Raw genomic sequence first — 17747 nt, forward strand, 5'->3', positions numbered from 1 at the left:
TTGGGGCATTCAAATATATTCGAGCCATGTCGACTAAGACGCCCATAATTTCCGATGGAATTGAGCGTTCCACGAGATCGTTATCACCGTCGGCCACACTTCTCACATGGGTCCGGATCCTGCTGCTCTGCTTCCAGGAATCCCGGGCGGCGGTGCAGGCGATTTTCCTGATGCGCTTCCTGCTGGCCGCCACGGCCGGTGCCACGTCCTATCTGGCGCTGCCCCCCGCCCTGTTCGGCGGGGCCGGCGTCTGGCTGCTGGCCGCGACGTCCGTCTACCTCTTCAACGGGGTGACGGACGTCGACGAGGACCGGGCCAACGGCTCCACCCGCCCCATCGGCCGCGGCGCGCTGTCACCCGCCGACGCCCGGCGCACCGCACACGTGATGGCCGCCGCGGCGCTGGCCGGCGGCGCGTGGATCGGCCCCGCGATGCTCACGGCGACCGCGTGCATGCTGCTCCTCGGCTTCGTCTACTCCGCTCCCGGCATCGCCCTCAAGACCAGCACCCCCGGCACGATGGCCACCGTGATCGGCAGCGGCGCCCTCACCTACACCGCCGGCATCGTGTGTTCCGGGAGCCCCGTCTCCCCGGCGCTGATCGCGTTCTGCACGGCGATGTGCCTGTGGATGGGGCTGGTCGGAGCCGTCACGAAGGACTTCTCCGACGCGGCGGGCGATGCCCGGCACGGCCGGCGCAACTGGACGGTCCTGTGGGGGTACGCGCGGACGGCCGCCGTCGTCTCGCTGAGCGCCGTGGCGGTCGCGGCGGGGCTGCTGGCGTCCGCCCTCGTCCTGGACGCACCGCAGCTGCTGGTGCCCGCCTTCGTCCTGCTGGGCGGGGCCCTGGCGCTGGCGGCCGCCGCGCTCACCGGGCGGTCGGACGACTCGCGCTCCCGGCGCAGGCTGCCCTACCGGATGTTCATGGTCACGCAGTACGCGGCGCATCTCGTCGCATTCGCCCAGCCCATCGGCTGAACGACAACGGGGGAAACACAGTGAGGCACAGTCAGATCCATCCGTACCACGACGGGTTCGGCATCCGCATCCTCGGCCCGCTGGAGGCGGTCAACGGCGCCTCGGCGCACCGCCCGCGCGGCCCCAAGGTCCGCAAGCTGCTCGCCCTGCTGGCCGTCCGCGCGGGGGACATCGTCGAGGTGGACACGCTCGTGGAGGAGCTGTGGGACGGTTCGCCCCCGCCCACCGCGGTCAGCACGGTCCGCACGCACGTCTACCACCTGCGCCAGGAGCTGGGACGGGAACTGGGCGACACCGACGTCCGCGGCGCCATCACCACCGAGGGCACGGGGTACTCGCTGTGCCTGGCCCCCGGCCGGCTGGACCTGGAGCGGTTCACCCAGCTGTACGGACAGGCCCGCACCGACCTGCGCGCCGGCAACGCCGAAGCCGCGCTGGAGCGGCTGGACACCGCGCTCGGCCTCTGGCGGGGCCGCGCCCTGGCCGATGTGAGCCGGGGCCGCGTACTGACCGGGCACGGCGCCCGCATCGAGGAACTGCGCTCACGGGCGCAGCAGTTGTGGGTCGAGGTCATCATGGTCCTGGGGCGCCACGGCGAGGTCGTGCCGGAACTGCTCCGGCTGGTCGCGGTGGATCCGCTGAACGAATGGCTGCACGCCCGCCTCATCGACGCCCTGTACCGCAGCGGGCGGCGCGGCGATGCCCTGCGCGCCTTCCACCACGTACGCAACGTACTGGCCGAGGAGTTGGGCCTGGAGCCCTCCGACGACCTGCGCCGGCTCCAGCACCACATCCTGGCCGGCGGAGCGGCCGCGTGAGCATCCGGATCTGGACCGTCCCGACCGCGGACGCGGCGGCCTGGGCCCCGTACGAAGAGGCGTACGCGGTGATGGACTCCCGGGAGCGGCGGCGGCTGGACCGCTTCGGCCGCGCGGCCGACCGGTTGCGCTACCTGGCCGTCCACCACGTCTACCGGAGCCTGCTCGGACGGGAACTGGGCATCCATCCGGCCCAGGTGGCCTTCCGCCGGTCCTGCGCCCGCTGCGCGAGCCCGGAGCACGGCCGGCCGGTGCCCTACGGACCGGACGGGACCACCCTGTCGGTCAGCCTGTCCCATTCGGCGGCGTACGCGGTCGTCGCGATCGGCGACAGCCCGGAGGTCCCGGTCGGCGTGGACATCGAGCGGGTGCGGCCGCACATGGACTGGAGCCGCATCCCGTGCGTCCAGGGCGTTCGCACCACCCACGGCTTCGAGCAGTGGACGCGGGCCGAGGCGCTGGTGAAGGCGGCGGGCACCGGACTGGAGGCCGACCCGCCCCGCTACACCGGCCACGCCTTCGGGCCGTGGCGCGCCGCGCTCGTACCGGGCTCGGCCCGGGACTGGTACGTGCGCAGCATCCGCTCCCCCGAGGGGTACGCCGCTTCGGTGGCGTCCGCGAGCGCGGACGCCACGGTCACCGTCGCGCAGTGGCGGCCCTGACGGTCCCGACGGACGGCGGCGGGAAACGGAAGAAGGAGGGCGGCCCCCGGGAAGTTCCGGGGGCCGCCCTCCTGTCCCTGCCCTTCTCTGCCCGGCCGCGCCGCTACCGCAGCAGGACGCAGCTGGGGCTGGGCACGGCGAGCGGCGGTGCGGCCGGGGTGAGCCGGCCGGTGGCCGGGTCCAGGCGGAAGGCGCTGACCGACTGCCCGGCCTGGTTGGCCGTGTACACGTACCGGTCGGAGGCGTCGAGGGCCACGTCGCGGGGCCAGCAGGTGCCCGGCGCCCTGGCGCTGACGGGCTGGGACTCGATGAGCGCGAGGCTGCGGCCCGCGTTGCCGACCCGGAAGGACTCGACGGTGTCGAGCCCCCGGTCGGCGGTGACCAGGAGCCCGCCGTCGCGCGTGAGGTGCACGGCGGAGGGGGCGTTGCGGGGGTCGATGCCGGGCGGCGCGACGGACGCGTGGGAGACAGGGCGGAGCTCTCCGGTGCCGGCGTCGTAGGACAGCACGGTGACGGTGTGCCCGAGTTCGTTGGTCACGTAGGCCAGGTCTCCCCGCGGGTGGAAGACCAGGTGCCGCGGGCCGATGCCGCTGCCGAGCCGGACCCTGCCGGCCGGGCGCAGCCCGCCGGTGGCGGAGTCGAAGTCGTAGACGTGGACGTGGTCGTCGCCCTTGTCGGGGACCAGCACCCGGCGGCCCGCGGGATCGAAGGCGATCATGTGCGGATGCGGGCCGCGCTGCTCCTCGGGGTGCGGGCCGCGCCCGTCGTGGCGTACGACGGTCACGGGCTCGCCCAGCGAGCCGTCGGCCGCCACGGGCAGGACGGCGACGTGCCCCGAGTCGTAGTTGGCCGTGAGCAGGAAGCGGCCTTCGGGATGGACCGCGAGGTGCACCGGCGCCGCACCCGCGCTGGAGCGGGCGGTCCCGAGCGGGTGGAGCCGGTCCCCGTCGATCCGGTAGGCGTGGACGGCGCCGGTGGCTCCGTCCGGGAGCTGGCTGACGGCGTACAGGCGGGCCCCGTCGGGCGAGAGCGTGAGGAAGGAGGGGTTCTCGATCCCCCGCTGCCACCTCCTGACGTCGAGCCGGCCGTCGGCGCGCACGGCGGCGATCCCGATGCCGGGAAGGCCCGGCAGCCCGTACTCGCCGATCGTGAAGCCGCCGATGTAGGCGTGGCGGGCGTCCGGCCGGGGTGCTTCGCCCGCGGCGGTGGACATGCCGGTCCAGCCGATCCCGGCGAGGGCGCCCGCTCCGGCGAGTGCGAGGAACCCGCGGCGGTCGTAGGCGGACGGGGCTCCTTCGCCCTGTCTGCGGGGGCGGTTCACAGTGCGGCTCCGAAGATCAGCCCGGGGGCGAGGAGTACGGCGAGCCCGCCGCCGGCCAGGGCCAGCAGGACCTGCCACCCGGTGCGCAGGTTCCTGATCCGGGCACGCCGGCGGGCCAGGGCGAGCACCGCGACCGACGCCGCCCAGGCGGGCAGTGCGATGCGCAGGCTGACCTCGCCGGTGAAGAGGAGTCCGGCGCGGGCGGTGATGCACCCGGCCGCCGAGCATCCGTCGGGCGGGTCGGCGGAGGCCCCGAGGACCCCGAGCCCCAGGAAGAGCAGCGGGGCCAGGGCGGCGAGTCCGGTGGTCCACACGTAGGGCGCCAGTCCGGTGCTCCGGCGGGCCCGCCGCCGGGTGACGGCGAGGGCGGCCAGGGCGGGCACCCACCCGGTCAGCACGCCGAACAGCCCGGCGTGGGCGGCTTCCGAGAGCGCGGCCCAGCCCGCGTCCGGGCCCCAGCCGCCGCGCAGCAGTGCCAGGAGGCCGGTGGCGGCGGCGAGTCCGGCCGCGGTGTGCGCCCAGGTCCGGGCGAAGGAGGGGGCTCCGGCCCAGCCGACGAAGACGCCGGCCAGCGAGACCAGGAGCACGGGCGGGCCCGCGGTCACCCCCCAGGGCAGCGGGAACCCGGGCAGGCCGTCCCCCAGGGGCGCCGACCAGCTCCCCCAGTCCCCGAACAGGGCCGCCAGTACGGCGGTGACACAGGCGGCGACGGCCCCGGCGTGCTGCACCCGGTCGGTCTCGGCCCGGGCCCGCTCGGCCCGCTCGGCCTCCGCCCGGGCCCGCGCCCGCTCGTCCTCGCCCCAGTCGTCCTCGGCACGCCCGTGCTCGGTGCGCTCGGTCCCAGCCCGGTCGGTCCCGGCCCGGTCGGTCTCCGTCAGGACGGTCTCGGCCCCCTCGCCCCCGGTCAGGACGAGCGCCACGCCCCGGGCCCGGAACGGGGGAGGTCCGGTGCCGGGGCGCGGCGCTGCCTGCGGGATCGCCGGGCCGGTGGCAGCCGGCCCGGTCGCGGCCCCGTGGGCGGCCTCGGAGGGAAGTCGGGGGACCGTCCCCTCCGAGGCGGTTCGTGGCGTCGGGCCGAGGGGGCCGGCGGCTATGGCCGCCTCCGGCGCCTCGGAACCCTTCGCGGTCGCGGGGCATCCGGATGCGGACGCCCCGGCGGGCCGGGCCGTGGTCATCGCCCGGCCTCGGCGGCGTGGGCGGCGTCGGCGGTGTCGGCAGAGCGGGTGGCACCCGCGCCCGGCGCAGGGACCGTACGCTCCTCGGCGGCGGACTCCCGGAAGCCGTAGCGGGACCACCAGCGGGCCAGCGGCGCCGGTGCCCACCACGCCCACTTGCCCATCAGGGCCATCGTGGCGGGCACGAGCAGGCCCCTGACCACGGTCGCGTCGACGACCACCGCGATCACCAGACCGACCCCGATCATCTTCATGAACAGGATGGACGAGGTCATGAACCCGCCGACCACGACGACGAGCAGCAGCGCGGCACTGGTGATGATCTTCGCGGTGCGCTGGAGCCCGATGGCCATCGACTCGACCGGGTCGCCGCCGGCCTCCCATTCCTCGCGGACCCGGGAGAGCAGGAAGACCTCGTAGTCCATGGCCAGACCGAAGGCGATCGCCACGACGAGCACGGGGAAGTTGGCGTCCACCGCACCGATGGGTTCGAAGCCGAGCAGCCCGGAGAGGTGCCCGTCCTGGAAGATCCACTTGATGGCGCCGAAGGTGGCCAGGAGCGACAGCAGGTTCAGGATCACGGACTTCAGCGGGAGCAGCAGCGAGCCGAAGGCCAGGAAGAGCACCAGGAAGGACACGACGGCCACGAACAGGGCCATCCACGGAAGACGGCCGCCGATCATGTCGACGATGTCCACGCGGGAGGCCGGCATTCCGGTCACCAGGGTCTTCGCGCCCTGCGGCGCCGCGGTGTCCCGGACCTCGTGCACCAGGTCCACGGCCGCCCGTGACATCGGGTCGGGCGCGTACCGCAGCGTCACCCGTGCGTCGTTGCCGGCGAAGGCCGTGGGCGTCGCGGACGTCACGCCCGCGATCCCCTCCAGCCGGTCCGCGTAGGCCTCCACGGTGCCGCGGTCGGCCGGTCCGTCGAAGCGGACGACCGAGGTCATGGTCCGGCCGGGGTTGGTGTCGAAGTCGGCGGCCAGCGTCTTGCTGACGACCTTCGCGTCCCCGTTCGACGGCAGGACCCACTCGCCCGGCCGGGCCCAGTTGACGCCGAGCAGCGGCGCACCGAGGCCGACCAGGACGGCGACGATCGCCAGCGAGGAGAGCAGCGGCTTGCGCATCACCGCGTGCGCCGTGCGGTACCAGCGGCCCTGCGTCAGCGGCTTCGCCGCGCCGCCCCGGGCCGCGCCGCCCCCGCTGCCCGGCAGCGGGATCCGCCACTTGTCGATGCGGTGTCCCGTGTAGCGCAGCAGGGCCGGGAGCAGCGTCAGCGAGCCGACGACCGCGAAGGACACCACGGCGACGGCCGCGTAGCCCATGGAGGAGAGGAACCGCGACGGGAAGAGGGCCAGGCCCGCGAAGGAGATGGCCACGGCGAGCCCGGAGAACGCCACCGTGCGCCCGGCCGTGGCCGTGGCCCGCCGGACCGCGGTGTCCACGTCGGCGCCGGCGTGCAGTTCCTCGCGGAACCGGTTGACCAGGAAGAGGGCGTAGTCGATGGCCAGGCCGAGGCCCAGGATCGTGATGACGTTGATGACGGTGCTGGAGATCTCGGTGAACATCGTCAGCACGCGCAGCACCACGAAGGATCCGAGTGCCACGAAGGTGCCGACGGCCAGCGGCAGCAGTGCGGCGACCGCGCTGCGGAAGATCAGGACCAGCAGGACGAGCAGGATCGGGATCGAGAGCATCTCGGCCCGGGCGATGTCCGAGCCGGTCAGGGCGTTGACCTGTTCCGTCATCGCGGCCACGCCGCCGAAGCGGGCGGTGACCCCCTCGGCCTCGAACTCCGCCTTGATCTTCGTCAGCGCCTCGACCTGTTCCTGGTCGTTGTCGCCGGCGAACTGCACGGTCGCGTACATGCGGGTGCCGTCCCGCGACACGTAGGCGTCCGCGCCCTGTGTGCCGGGCTCCCAGAAGGAGTTCAGCCGGGCGATGCCCTCGCGCGGGACGCCGTCGAGCGCCGACCGGACGGCGCCGCCGAACTCGGCGGCGCTCTGGCCGGCGGTCTTGGACTCGTAGAGGACGATCACGTCGTTGGACTCGCGCCCCAGCGGGCCCGCGAGAACCTTGTCGGCCTCGACCGACTCACTGGCCGGGTCGTCGAATCCGGCTCCGCCGGTGAACGAGCCGAAGACGCCGGTGCCCCACACGCCGGCGAACAGCGTGAAGACGACCGCCGCGATCACGACCCATTTGCGACGCCGCGCGGTGAATGCTCCGATGGCGGCAAACAATTTTCTCTCCCTGGCTGGTATCGCTTTTGCTGAGGCTTGCTTGATTCGTCCGACCCCGCGCAGGTTCGTTTCACGACTCTTTCAGAGCCGGTAATTGCGCGGAATGCACATTCGGATTGCCGGCCATACCCCTTTGGACACATTCCCGGCGGGTCCGCCTTCCGGTGCGCCGCTGCGCGACGGAGGCGGCGACTCCCACCAGCAGCGACAGCCCGAGCCCGAGGGCGACCGAGTGGACCGGGTCGTCGCTGATCGCGCCGCCGAAGTAGCCCACCCCCACGGAGTACGCGGTCCATATCAGCTCCGCGAGCGCGGCCCCGGAGGCGAACCTGCCGAGGGGGAACCCGGCGGCGCCCGCCGCGAGCCCGCCCAGCAGCCGCCCGCTCGGCAGGAAGCGCACGCCGACGACGAACGGAACGCCCCGCCGGCGCACCTGCCCGGACATCCACTCGAAGAGCTCCCCGCGCCGCCCGCGCGCCACGGCGCCCAGCCGGGCCCGGTCCCCGAGGAACCGCCCGCAGCGGTGTATCAGCAGGTCGCCGAGGAGCGCGCTGCCGGCCACCGACAGCACCACGAGGACGATCGACATCTCCCCGCGCGCCGCCAGCACACCGCTGGTGACCAGCAGCACGTTGTTCGGCAGGAGCGGCGGCAGGGTCGTGAGCGCCAGGATCGCGTACCCCCAGCAGGCGGCGCCCGACAGGTTCCCCGCCAGGCCGGAGGTGACGTCGACCCAGGTCACGATCGCGTTGATGTCCACGGCCTTCCCTCCATCCGTCGGACCCCGGACCCGATGGCTCCGGGGCGGCCGGCCCTACCTCTTTCGAGGCATGCGCCGGGTCATTGGTGAGTGATGACCCCAGGTCGGCGGGTCATTAGCGTCGGTTCGGCAGCGGACGAACGCGCCTCCACAAGAACTGTAACCTAAGGTATCGATAGATTCACTATCACCTATCACCAGCCTAGGCGGGCGCACATGACCGACGTGATGCTGTTCCTCAGGGAGTTCGCCCGGACCCGGCGGGACACGGGAGCCATCGCTCCCAGCAGTCCCTTACTGGCCCGGGCCCTCACCCGCTACGTGATCCCCAGTCCGGGCAGGCCGCGCGCCGTGCTCGAAGTCGGCCCCGGCACGGGCGCCGTGACCCGGCACATCCAGCCGGCCCTGGGACCCCTCGACACCCTCGAACTGATCGAGCCCAACCCGCGGTTCACCGACCTGCTGCGGCACGCCTACCGGGACGACTCGCGCATAGGCCTGCTGCCGGGACTGGTCCAGGACCACGAACTCGGCTCCTACGACACGATCGTGTGCGGCCTGCCCTTCGCGAACTTCGAGGCCCCGGTCGTGGAGGAGATCCTCGGGCAGCTGCTGGCCTCGCTGAACCCGGGCGGCACGCTGTCCTTCTTCGCCTACGCCGGAGTGCCACCCCTGCGCCGGGCCCTCACCTCCGGCGAGACGCGCGAACGCACCCTGGGCACCCAGGCGGTGCTGGAACGCACGCTGCGGCGCCACCGGTTCCGCACCGAGACCGTGCTGTGGAACGTACCGCCCGCCCACGTGCACCACCTCGCCCTGGTGGCACCCGCAACCGCAACCGCAACCGCGCTCGCCTACAGCGCCTGATCCTCCACCGGGGCGGACACACGTCCGGACGCGTCCTCCTGAGCGATGCGGCGCAGGGCCGACATGGCCGCGTCGCCGAGGAGCGTGCCCAGGACGACGCCCTCCACCTTGCCGTCCACGCTGGGCACCCGGGCCAGCGCGGCCAGTTCGGCGCCGGCCAGGCGTCCGGCCACGGCCGCGTACTCGTCGAGCAGGGACAGCAGGTCGCCCCGGCCCAGGTCGCTGTAGGTCACGACGATCTGGACCAGCGCCTTCCAGCCGGGGTTCTCGGGCTTGACCGCCCACCCCTGGCGCCGCACCAGCTCCTCGACGGCGCGTTCGGCACCGTCCCAGTCGCCCTCCGGATTCGGCTCGGCCACGGCGCGGGTGACCGCGGACTGGGCGACGCCGAGCATGCCGTGGACCGTGCGGTCGGGCGAATCGACCTCGGAGAGCACCTCGCGGACGGCGGCGATCGACAGACCGCCGACCTCCAGCATCGCCCGGATCAGCCTGAGCCGGTGCGCGTGCGCGTCGGAGTAGCTCACCTGGTTGGGGCTCGTCCGCTCGCCGGACGGCAACAGCCCTTCACGGGCGTAGTACTTGACCGTCGCTACCGAAACTCCGGTACTCCGCGCCAGCTCTCCGATACGCATTCGACCAGGATACTGCGTTTCCCCTCCGTGTTTACCCCCCGGCCACGAGAACCCGGCCGGAGACCGCCGCCTCCGCGAATTGCCCAGCTTTTATCGGTCTTGAATTTGCGCACGATCGCGCTTCCATGCCGGACTGCCAGGCTCATTCCGTACCCAAACTCCCCTCTTGGCAGCCGGCCGCCAAAGAACCGAGCCGAAGGAATCAGGTATGACCACAGAAGTGGTTCCGGAGCTTCCCTCGGAGCCCGGCGATCTCACCTACGGGCGCACCGTGGACCGCTCCCTGGTCCACCGGGCCGCCGTCTCCGAGGTCTTCGTGACCGACATCAGGCCCCTGACCGCCATGCGCGTCCGCACCGCGGTCCAACTGCCCCTGACACACGGCTACTACAGCGACCACGTGCAGCAGCCGGCCCTCTACGACGCCCTGCTGCTCCTGGAGTCGGGACGGCAGGCCGCGATCGCCGGATCGCACACCCACATGGGCATGTCCCAGGGCACCACGATGATCGTCGACAGCTTCCGCATGGACCTGTACGGCCTCGCGGCGCTGAAGATCGGCTCGAAGCCGGGACGGCTGCACATCGACACCGAGTACTCCGGCAAGGCGAACCGGCGCGGCCGGGTCCGCAAGGGCAAGGTCACCCAGCGGTACGTCATGGACGGCACCGAGGTCGGCGAGCACGAGATGGACGTGCTCTTCCTCAACCCGCACGAGAACGACGTGCTGCGGCACGCCCAGCGCGGCACCCCGGCGCCCCTGACCTCGGACTACGGCCGCCACGCACCCGGAGACGACGGCAGCGGACAGGTCCGGCCCGAGCAGATCGGCCGCGGCAACCCCCTCAACGTCGTGCTGTCCCGCGCCGAGCACGCGCCGGAGGCCGTCACCGCCAGGGTGACGCCCCGCTACGACAACCGCGCGCTCTTCGACCACGTCTACGACCACCTCCCGGCCATGACCCTCGTCGAGGCCGCCCGCCAGCTCGCCCTGCTCGCCACCGGCGACCCCCTGGCCACGTACGCCGTCGGCTTCGAGGCCCGCTTCGACCGCTTCGCCGAACTGGACGACACCGTCCTGGCCGAGGCGGCCCGCCCCGGCGGGGACGCACCCGGCACGGTTCCGGTGCGCTTCCTCCAGGCCGGCGCGCAGATCGCCCACGTCACCGTCACCACCGCATCCGGGAGTCAACTGTGAGCACGCGGCGCCTTGCCGTCTGGACCGACTTCGGCGGTGTTCTCACACCCCCGATCTCCCACACGATGGCCGCCTTCTGCGCGGCACAGGACCTCGACCCGCAGGTGCTCGGACAGGCCCTCGCCAAGGTCAGCGCCCGCTACGGCGCGGTCGACCCGATGGAGCCCATCGACACCCCCCTGATCACCGAAGAGGCCTGGCTCGACGAGATCGCCGCCGTACTGGAGGCCGACCACGGGATCGCCGGGCGCAAGCTGACGACCCTCGCCGACACCTGGTTCGACGGCCGCGAGACCAACCACGCGTGGGTGGCCGAGCTGCGCAAGGCGCGCGAGGGCGGTGCCTTCGTCGGAATGATCTCCAACATGGTCCCGACCTGGGACGCCCACTGGCGCCGCATGGTCGACGTGGACGAGCTCTTCGAGGACGTCCTGCTCTCCTTCGAGGTCGGCCACCGCAAGCCCTCCCCCGCCATGTTCGCGCTCGCCGCGCAGCGCGCCGGGGTCCCCGCCGCCGACTGCGTCCTGATCGACGACCTCGCGCACAACATCGCGGGCGCCGAGGCCGCCGGCTGGACGGCGATCCACTTCACCGACACCAACACGGCTGCGGAGCGGCTGAGTTCCCTGCTGGCGCCCGCTTCATCGTCCGACCTTCGATAAGGAGCACCACACCGTGAGCCGTTCCGTCCTCGTCACCGGCGGGAACAGAGGCATCGGCCTCGCCACCGCCCGCGCCTTCGCCGAACAGGGCGACAAGGTCACCGTCACCTACCGCACCGGCGAGCCGCCCGAGGGGCTCTTCGGCGTGCGCTGCGACGTGACGGACCCCGGGTCCGTACGCCGCGCCGTGGAGGAGGCCCGCATCCAGCACGGGCCGATCCAGGTCCTGGTCTCCAACGCCGGCATCACCCGCGACGAGCTGTTCGTCGGCATGGACGCCGAGGACTTCCGCGCCGTCGTCGAGACGAACCTGCTCGCGGCGGTGGCCGTCACCAAGGAGGTCCTGCCGGACATGCTCAAGGCCCGCTGGGGCCGGATCGTCCTCGTCGCCTCGGTGAGCGCCATGTCCGGCGCCCCCGGCCAGACCAACTACGCCGCCTCCAAGGCCGGCCTGATCGGCTTCGGCCGTTCCCTCTCCCGGGAGGTCGGGCGCCGCAAGGTCACCGTCAACGTGGTGACTCCGGGCCTGATCGAGACCGACATGGTCAAGGACGTCACCGGCCCGCGCCGCGAGCACCTGCTCAGCCAGACCTCCCTGTTCCGCGCGGGCGAGCCCGAGGAGGTGGCCGGCGTCGTGAAGTTCCTGGCCAGCGACGACGCCTCGTACGTCACCTCGGCGGTGGTCCCCGTCACCGGCGGCCTCGGCGTCGGCCACTGACCCGCCCCACCCAGCCACACACACCCCACCCACCCCTTCCATCCGCAGGAAAGGAAACCCATGGCGAACGACAAGGTCCTCGACATCGCCCACCAGATGGGCCGGATCTTCAACGACCTGGACGCGGAGGCCGCCCACGCGCTGGTCGCCCCCGACTTCGTCGACTACGAGGCCCCGCCCGGCACCCCCGGCGGCCCCGACGGCTACCTCGGCACCGCCCGCTGGATGAACTCCGTGTTCTCCGAAGCCGGCTGGGACCACCTCGACTCCTTCGCCGACGGCGACCGGGCCGTGATCCGGGTGCGGTTCACCGGAATCCACACCGGCAACTTCCTCGGCTTCGAGGGCACCGGCAACAAGGTCGACGTCGAACACATCCACATCTACCGCGTCGGTGACGACGGCCTCGTCCACGAGCACTGGGCCTGCCGCCAGGACCTGTTCCTGCTGGCCCAGATCGGCGCGGTCGAACTGAAGCTGCCGCCCACGGGCACGCAGGCGTAACCCCGTCCCCGCCCCACCACTCAGGTCGCCGAACACCCCACGGGTTCGGCGGCCTGAGCGCATTTCCAGCAGCACGCGACACCACGCGACAGCGCCACAAGAGACGACAGACACGACAGACACCACAGAGAGGAACGAAGCCGTGACGAGAGCCGACCGGCCGGCATGGGCCCTGGTGGCGACCTCGCTGCCCATGTTCATGGTCGCCGTGGACAACCTGGTGGTCACCAACGCCCTCGCCGTGATCGCCGAGGACCTGAACACCAGCCAGACCGGCCTGCAGTGGGTGGTCAACGGCTACATCCTGCCCTTCGCCGGACTCCTGCTCGCCGGCGCCGCACTCGGCGACCGGATCGGGCGGCGCCGCGTCTTCGTCTGGGGCATCGGCGTCTTCACCGCGGCCTCGGCGGCCTGCGCGCTGGCGACCTCGGCGGGGGCCCTGATGGCCGCCCGCGTCCTGCAGGGCGCCGGAGCGGCCGCGATCCTGCCGGTCTCCCTGACCCTCGCGGTCGCCGCGGTCGGCCCGGCCAGACGCGCCCTGGCGGTCGGCGTGTGGGGCGGGGTCAACGGCCTGGGCATCGCCATCGGCCCGATGGCGGGCGGCCTGGTGACCCAGGGCCTGGACTGGCACTGGATCTTCTGGCTCAACGTGCCGGTGGGCCTGCTGGCCGTGCCGCTCGCCCTGTGGGCCGTACGCGAATCGACCGGTGCGGCCCGTCCCCTCGACGTGTGGGGGACCCTGCTCTCGTGCGGCACCGTCGTGGCCGCGGTCTGGTCCATCATTCAGTCCGCCGCAGAGGAAGGGTCACCGCTCCGCACGCTCCTCGGCGTCGTACTGACCGCCGTCCTCGCCGCCGCCTTCGCCCGCCGCCAGCGCACCGCCGCGCACCCGCTGATCCCGCTCCACCTCTACCGGGTGCGGCCGTTCATGCTGAGCAACCTGCTGGCGATGGCCATGTACTTCGGCGTGTTCGGATCCATCTTCTTCCTGGCCCAGTTCCTCCAGGGGCCGATGGGCTACTCCCCGCTCGAAGCGGGTCTGCGCACCCTGCCCTGGACCGTGGCCCCGATGGTGGCCGTCCCCGTGGCCAGCGCCCTGCTGGACCGGGTGGGCGGCTGGCGGCTCCAGGCCGCCGGCTGTCTGGCCCAGGCGCTCGCGCTGGCCTGGCTGGGGCTGATCGCCCGGCCGGGCGTGTCCTACGGGCCGATGGTCCTCGCCATGGTGCTCGCCGGCGTCGGCATGGGCCTGGTCTTCGCGGCCAACCCCGCGACCGTGATCGGCTCCGTCGAGGAGCACGAGCACAACCTGGCGTCCGGGGTGAACAACACCATCCGCGAGTTCGGCGGCGCCCTCGGCATCGCCGTGCTCACCCTCGTGTACGTACACGGCGGCCTCCGCAGCGCTGTGCTGACGGGGGCCGCCGTGGTGTTCGCGGGCGCCTTCGCGGGAGTCGCTATCGGGCGTACGTCAGCACGGCCCGGGTCCGCGCCAGCACCTTCCGCGTCCCCTGGCGCACGGTCAGATCGACCCGAACCGAGCCGTCTTCCCTGACCTCGGCCACCGCACCGTCGACGGTGATCTCCACACCGTCGGCGGTGTCGGGGACCACGACGGGGCGGGTGAAGCGGGTTCCGTACTCCGCGAAGACGGCCTCCTCGCCCACCCACCCGCGCAGGGCCGTGGCGGCGAGGCCCATGCTGAGCATCCCGTGGGCGATGACCCCCGGCAGCCCCACCCGGGCGGCCGTGGAGTCGGACCAGTGGATCGGGTTGTGGTCGCCGGACGCCGCCGCGTACCGGACGAGACCGGCCCGGGTCACGCGGAAGGTGCGGGTGGGGAACGCATCTCCTGCGGCGGTCACTTGACGTCCTCCTCAAGGCCCGAGTCGTGCCGTGAAACGAGCGTGGACGTCGTCGTGCACACCAGCGCGCCGCCGTCCGCCTCCCGTACCCGCCCGCGCAGGGTGAGTACGTCGTTGCCGTCGACGACGGCGGCGGAGAGCACCTCGACCAGGACGACGAGGCGGTCCCCCGACCGGATCGGCCGCACCGCCTCGAACCGCTGGTCGCGGTGGAGGACCCGGGAGAAGTCGAAGCCGAGCCCGGGATCGTCGATCACCTGCCGCTCGGCGTGCATGGACAGCACGATGGGGAACGTGGGCGGCGCCGTCAGCCCGTCCCCGGCCTCGGCGCCCACGGCGCGCGAGAACTCCCGGATCGTCTCGCGGCCGACTTCGTAGGGCTCGCTCGGCGGGTACGTGCGCCCCGCGAAGGACGTGTCGAAGACAGATGGCATGGGGCCTCTCCTCGGTAGGTACGGAGTGAAGAACGGAAGGCCGGACAGCACAGCGGCGCCCGCGCGAGGGTTCGCGGGCGCCGCTGTGAGCCGGCCGGACGTCAGCGGGGTGAACGCACCACCAGGGCGGCCGCGTTGCCGTCCCACCCCACCGAGGTGATGAGCGCGGTCACCGGCGTGGCGGGCGGCTGCGCCTTCCACAGCGCGAGGAGACCGGCGAGCTGCATCGAGCCGCTCGCGCTGTACGTCTCACCGAGCGCGTCGGCGATCCGCAGGGTCCGCGCCGGCGCACCGCCCAGCGCGACCCGCACGCCGCGCCGTTCGACCGCTTCCAGACCGCGCTGGTGCACGGCCCCGAGGGAGACCACGTCGACCTCGCCCGGTTCGACCCCGCTGCGCTCCAGCGCACGCGAGACGGCCGCGGCCAGCCCGTCGGCGTAGTCCCGCGGATCGGGGGTGAACCGCGACTCGCACGCGAGGAGCTCGGCCAGCTCACCGCCGTCCGGCCGGCCGGGCTGGACCGTGAACACCGCGGCGCCCTCGCCGAGCACGGCGCCCTCCCGCAGCACTCCGGTACGGTGCCAGGCCCAGGCCGCCGGAGCGCTCAGCTCCTCCACACCGCCGACCAGCAGCCGGTCCGCGCGCCCGAGCGAGAGCGCCAGCCGGGCGTGCCGGAAGGCGAGCAGGGAGGCCGTCTGGCCGCCCGCCACCGTGGCGTTGAGGCCGCGCAGACCGTTGCGGATGGCGATCTGGCCGGTGGTGCTGTTCATCACGGTGTTCGGGAACCGGCCCGGATTGACCAGGTACGGCTTCTCCAGCGTCAGCGTGTCGTGGAGCAGGGTGCTGTGCGTGGACACCGACCCGGTGTTCGTGGCGAGCACCACGCCCGTGCGCGCCCCGTCGACCTCGATCCCTTCGAGCACCGCCTTGCAGGAGATCAGCCCGAACGAGGTCAGCCGGTCCAGGTACTTCGTGCCCTTGCGTCCGAGGTGCTCCTTGACGTCCAGGCCCCGTACCGCGCGGACCGGACGCGGCGGGTACTGCGCCGCGTCCTCGCCGACCGGCTCGTCGTGGACCCCGTGGGCCTTGTGGACCCCGTGGGACTCGTGAGCCTCGCCGCCGCCGAGCAGCCGCTCGGCCAGCGCGTCCAGCCCCAGACCGGCCGCGGAGACGACGCCCGCCGAAGCCACGTAGAGCGGTGCGACGACGGCGCTCGTCGCGTTGGTGGCGGTCGTCGCGGTCACGAGACCCTCCCCAGGATGGTGATGACGTTGTTCCCGCCGAAGGCGAAACCGTGGTTCTGCACGATGTTCAGGCGGGCCTCGCGGCCGGTCCCCGGCACGCAGTCGACGCCCTCACCGAGCTCGGGGTCCGGCTCGGTGACGTGCGCGGTGGGCGGCAGGAAGTCCTGCTCCAGCGCCTTGCAGCAGGCGATCGCGCCGAAACCGGAGGCCGCGCCCATGGTGTGGCCCAGCATCGACTTGATCGAGCTGATCGGCGGTATGCGGTCGCCGAACACCTCGCGCGCCGCCGCCACTTCGGTGGCGTCGTTGGTGGGGGTGCCCGTCCCGTGCGCGCAGATGTAGTCGATCTGCTCCGGGTCCACCCCCGCCGCCTCGTGCGCGGCCCGGATGCCGGACGCGATGCTGGCCGCGTCGGGGTGCACCATGTGGGAGGCGTCGCAGTTCGCCGCGTACCCGAGCACCTCGGCGTACATGCGGGCCCCGCGCCGCTGCGCGTGTTCGTACGACTCCAGCACCAGCACCGCGCCGCCCTCGCCGGTGACGATGCCGGAGCGGTCCGCGGCGAAGGGCCGCGGAACGTCCTCGGCCATGGCGCCCAGCGCGTAGAACCCGGCGTGCGTCAGCCGGTTGACGGCGTCGGCGCCGCCCGCCAGCATCACGTCGGCCTCACCGCTGCGGACCAGGTCGAAGGCGTACCCGAGCGCGTAGTTGGAGGCGGAGCAGGCCGTCGGGATCGTCTGCGTGTCGCCGTTCAGCAGCAGCTCGGAGCTGACCGCGTTGGCGATCCGCGCGGCCGGGGTCTGCCCGGCCAGCCCGCCGTCGATCGACTCCAGTCCGCCCTGGATCCACTGCTCGGCCAGCTCCTGGACGACGGCGGACTCCCCGCTGGTCGTGCCCATGATGGCGCCGGCCCCGGCTGCCTCCAGCTGTGCCTCGTCGATCCCGGCGTCGACGACGGCCAGCCGGGCGGCCGCGGCGGCCAGCAGGCCGCTGCGGCCCCAGCGGGCCGGGTCGAGCCGCTTGAGGTGGTCCGCGGGTTCGAAATCGAGGACCTCTCCGGCCTTGCGCCGCGGAAAGGCACTCGCGTCGAAACTCTCGATCGGCCCGGTACCGCTCTCGCCCGCACGAATGGCCGCGGCGAACACATCGGCGCCGATACCGACCGGAGACACCGCGCCGAGCCCGGTGATGACCACCCGGCGGTACGTTCCCGCCGCCTTGCCGGCAGTACGCGCGGGTCCGGTCTCAGCCATTCGGGTTCTCCTTGGCGTACCGCTCGACACCGTCGACCAGGAGACGCAGGTTCACGAGTTCGGTGAGGTCGGTCTTCGGAATGACCACACCCAATTCCTTCTCGATCCTGGCAACGACGGTGATGAGGGAGAGCGAGTCGCTGTCGTAGTCGTCGATGAAGTGGCCACCGTCGGTGAGCTCGCCCTCTTCCAGCTCCAGTTCTTCGTTCACGATGGCGCTGACAGCCGTGTAGTAGTCGCTCACGGATGCCACGGACTGCTGAGTCATGCGCTTGCCTCTCGTCGCCTTCGAACCGTTTCGATGAGGACCGTATGCGGGCATGAATTGACCGAGCAAGGCCCACTCAACCAAAGAGGCAGCACCTTCCCCCAAAGTGACAACGACACCCTTCCGACCCCTTCACCCGACATGCG

At 72.5% G+C, this 17747-nt stretch carries 19 protein-coding genes; 9 read left to right on the forward strand and 10 right to left on the reverse strand.

The window, feature by feature from the left end; all coding sequences use genetic code 11:
• The first annotated feature begins 152 nt into the window (after positions 1–152).
• From ACZ60J_RS29030 to ACZ60J_RS29040, 3 genes are read left to right on the forward strand one after another with little or no spacing between them, the layout of a single operon-like run.
• Entirely contained in the window at positions 153–977 is an 825-nt protein-coding gene (locus tag ACZ60J_RS29030) for a UbiA family prenyltransferase (protein ID WP_469686348.1), read from the forward strand.
• Positions 978–997: 20 nt separating this feature from the next.
• Positions 998–1795 carry an AfsR/SARP family transcriptional regulator gene (locus ACZ60J_RS29035; protein ID WP_469686349.1) on the forward strand — a complete coding sequence of 266 codons (798 nt, stop codon included), beginning with the start codon at positions 998–1000 and terminating at the stop codon, positions 1793–1795.
• Entirely contained in the window at positions 1792–2457 is a 666-nt protein-coding gene (locus ACZ60J_RS29040) for a 4'-phosphopantetheinyl transferase family protein (protein WP_469686351.1), read from the forward strand. Before ACZ60J_RS29035 ends, ACZ60J_RS29040 begins: the two co-directional genes overlap by 4 nt.
• A 103-nt stretch (positions 2458–2560) precedes the next feature.
• Here the strand turns inward: ACZ60J_RS29040 and ACZ60J_RS29045 are convergent, their stop codons facing one another.
• The 4 genes from ACZ60J_RS29045 to ACZ60J_RS29060 all read right to left on the reverse strand — a co-directional run bounded on the left by ACZ60J_RS29045 (position 2561) and on the right by ACZ60J_RS29060 (position 7956).
• A complete protein-coding gene (locus tag ACZ60J_RS29045; protein WP_469686353.1) occupies positions 2561–3778 on the reverse strand; it encodes a lactonase family protein in 1218 nt (405 codons plus the stop codon).
• Complete coding sequence (locus ACZ60J_RS29050; RefSeq protein ID WP_469686354.1) at positions 3775–4698, reverse strand: hypothetical protein; 924 nt, start codon at positions 4696–4698, stop codon at positions 3775–3777. The genes ACZ60J_RS29045 and ACZ60J_RS29050 overlap by 4 nt, the downstream gene beginning before the upstream one ends.
• 251 nt (positions 4699–4949) lie before the next feature.
• On the reverse strand, positions 4950–7196 hold the full coding sequence (locus tag ACZ60J_RS29055; protein WP_469686356.1) for an MMPL family transporter: 2247 nt from the start codon (positions 7194–7196) through the stop codon (positions 4950–4952).
• A 70-nt stretch (positions 7197–7266) separates the two neighbouring features.
• Positions 7267–7956, reverse strand: coding sequence for a DedA family protein (locus tag ACZ60J_RS29060; protein WP_469686358.1), 690 nt, complete (start codon positions 7954–7956; stop codon positions 7267–7269).
• A gap of 216 nt (positions 7957–8172) precedes the next feature.
• Between ACZ60J_RS29060 and ACZ60J_RS29065 the strand changes: the two genes are divergently transcribed.
• A complete protein-coding gene (locus ACZ60J_RS29065) occupies positions 8173–8823 on the forward strand; it encodes a class I SAM-dependent methyltransferase (RefSeq protein ID WP_469686360.1) in 651 nt (216 codons plus the stop codon).
• Here the strand turns inward: ACZ60J_RS29065 and ACZ60J_RS29070 are convergent.
• Positions 8811–9458, reverse strand: a complete 648-nt coding sequence (locus tag ACZ60J_RS29070; protein WP_469686362.1) for a MerR family transcriptional regulator — start codon at positions 9456–9458, stop codon at positions 8811–8813. The two genes, ACZ60J_RS29065 and ACZ60J_RS29070, sit on opposite strands and share 13 nt — an antisense overlap.
• A gap of 208 nt (positions 9459–9666) precedes the next feature.
• Here ACZ60J_RS29070 and ACZ60J_RS29075 point away from each other — a divergent pair, with 208 nt between their 5' ends.
• The 5 genes from ACZ60J_RS29075 (at position 9667) to ACZ60J_RS29095 (ending at position 14092) form a co-directional block, all read left to right on the forward strand.
• Positions 9667–10656, forward strand: coding sequence for an AfsA-related hotdog domain-containing protein (locus ACZ60J_RS29075; protein WP_469686364.1), 990 nt, complete (start codon positions 9667–9669; stop codon positions 10654–10656).
• The gene (locus tag ACZ60J_RS29080) at positions 10653–11318 is read left to right on the forward strand and encodes an HAD-IA family hydrolase (RefSeq protein ID WP_469686365.1); all 666 of its coding nucleotides are present in this window, start codon (positions 10653–10655) and stop codon (positions 11316–11318) included. Before ACZ60J_RS29075 ends, ACZ60J_RS29080 begins: the two co-directional genes overlap by 4 nt.
• A gap of 13 nt (positions 11319–11331) precedes the next feature.
• A complete protein-coding gene (gene fabG, locus ACZ60J_RS29085) occupies positions 11332–12036 on the forward strand; it encodes a 3-oxoacyl-ACP reductase FabG (protein ID WP_469686366.1) in 705 nt (234 codons plus the stop codon).
• A gap of 60 nt (positions 12037–12096) precedes the next feature.
• Positions 12097–12540 (forward strand): ester cyclase, encoded by a 444-nt coding sequence (locus tag ACZ60J_RS29090; RefSeq protein ID WP_469686368.1) that lies wholly within the window; start codon positions 12097–12099, stop codon positions 12538–12540.
• Positions 12541–12682: 142 nt separating this feature from the next.
• The gene (locus ACZ60J_RS29095) at positions 12683–14092 is read left to right on the forward strand and encodes an MFS transporter (protein ID WP_469686370.1); all 1410 of its coding nucleotides are present in this window, start codon (positions 12683–12685) and stop codon (positions 14090–14092) included.
• On the opposite strand, the gene ACZ60J_RS29100 is transcribed toward ACZ60J_RS29095, so the two are convergent.
• From ACZ60J_RS29100 to ACZ60J_RS29120, 5 genes are all read right to left on the reverse strand, one after another.
• Complete coding sequence (locus tag ACZ60J_RS29100) at positions 13995–14402, reverse strand: MaoC/PaaZ C-terminal domain-containing protein (protein ID WP_469686372.1); 408 nt, start codon at positions 14400–14402, stop codon at positions 13995–13997. The genes ACZ60J_RS29095 and ACZ60J_RS29100 overlap by 98 nt on opposite strands.
• Positions 14399–14836, reverse strand: coding sequence for an FAS1-like dehydratase domain-containing protein (locus ACZ60J_RS29105; RefSeq protein WP_469686374.1), 438 nt, complete (start codon positions 14834–14836; stop codon positions 14399–14401). The genes ACZ60J_RS29100 and ACZ60J_RS29105 overlap by 4 nt, the downstream gene beginning before the upstream one ends.
• 101 nt (positions 14837–14937) lie before the next feature.
• The gene (locus tag ACZ60J_RS29110; RefSeq protein WP_469686376.1) at positions 14938–16080 is read right to left on the reverse strand and encodes a beta-ketoacyl synthase N-terminal-like domain-containing protein; all 1143 of its coding nucleotides are present in this window, start codon (positions 16078–16080) and stop codon (positions 14938–14940) included.
• Positions 16077–17333: a beta-ketoacyl-[acyl-carrier-protein] synthase family protein gene (locus ACZ60J_RS29115; protein WP_469686378.1), complete on the reverse strand. Its 1257-nt coding sequence runs from the start codon at positions 17331–17333 to the stop codon at positions 16077–16079. Before ACZ60J_RS29115 ends, ACZ60J_RS29110 begins: the two co-directional genes overlap by 4 nt.
• The gene (locus ACZ60J_RS29120) at positions 17326–17601 is read right to left on the reverse strand and encodes an acyl carrier protein (protein WP_469686379.1); all 276 of its coding nucleotides are present in this window, start codon (positions 17599–17601) and stop codon (positions 17326–17328) included. The genes ACZ60J_RS29115 and ACZ60J_RS29120 overlap by 8 nt, the downstream gene beginning before the upstream one ends.
• Positions 17602–17747: the final 146 nt, after the last annotated feature.

Source organism: Streptomyces sp. NPDC104226 (assembly GCF_055584085.1).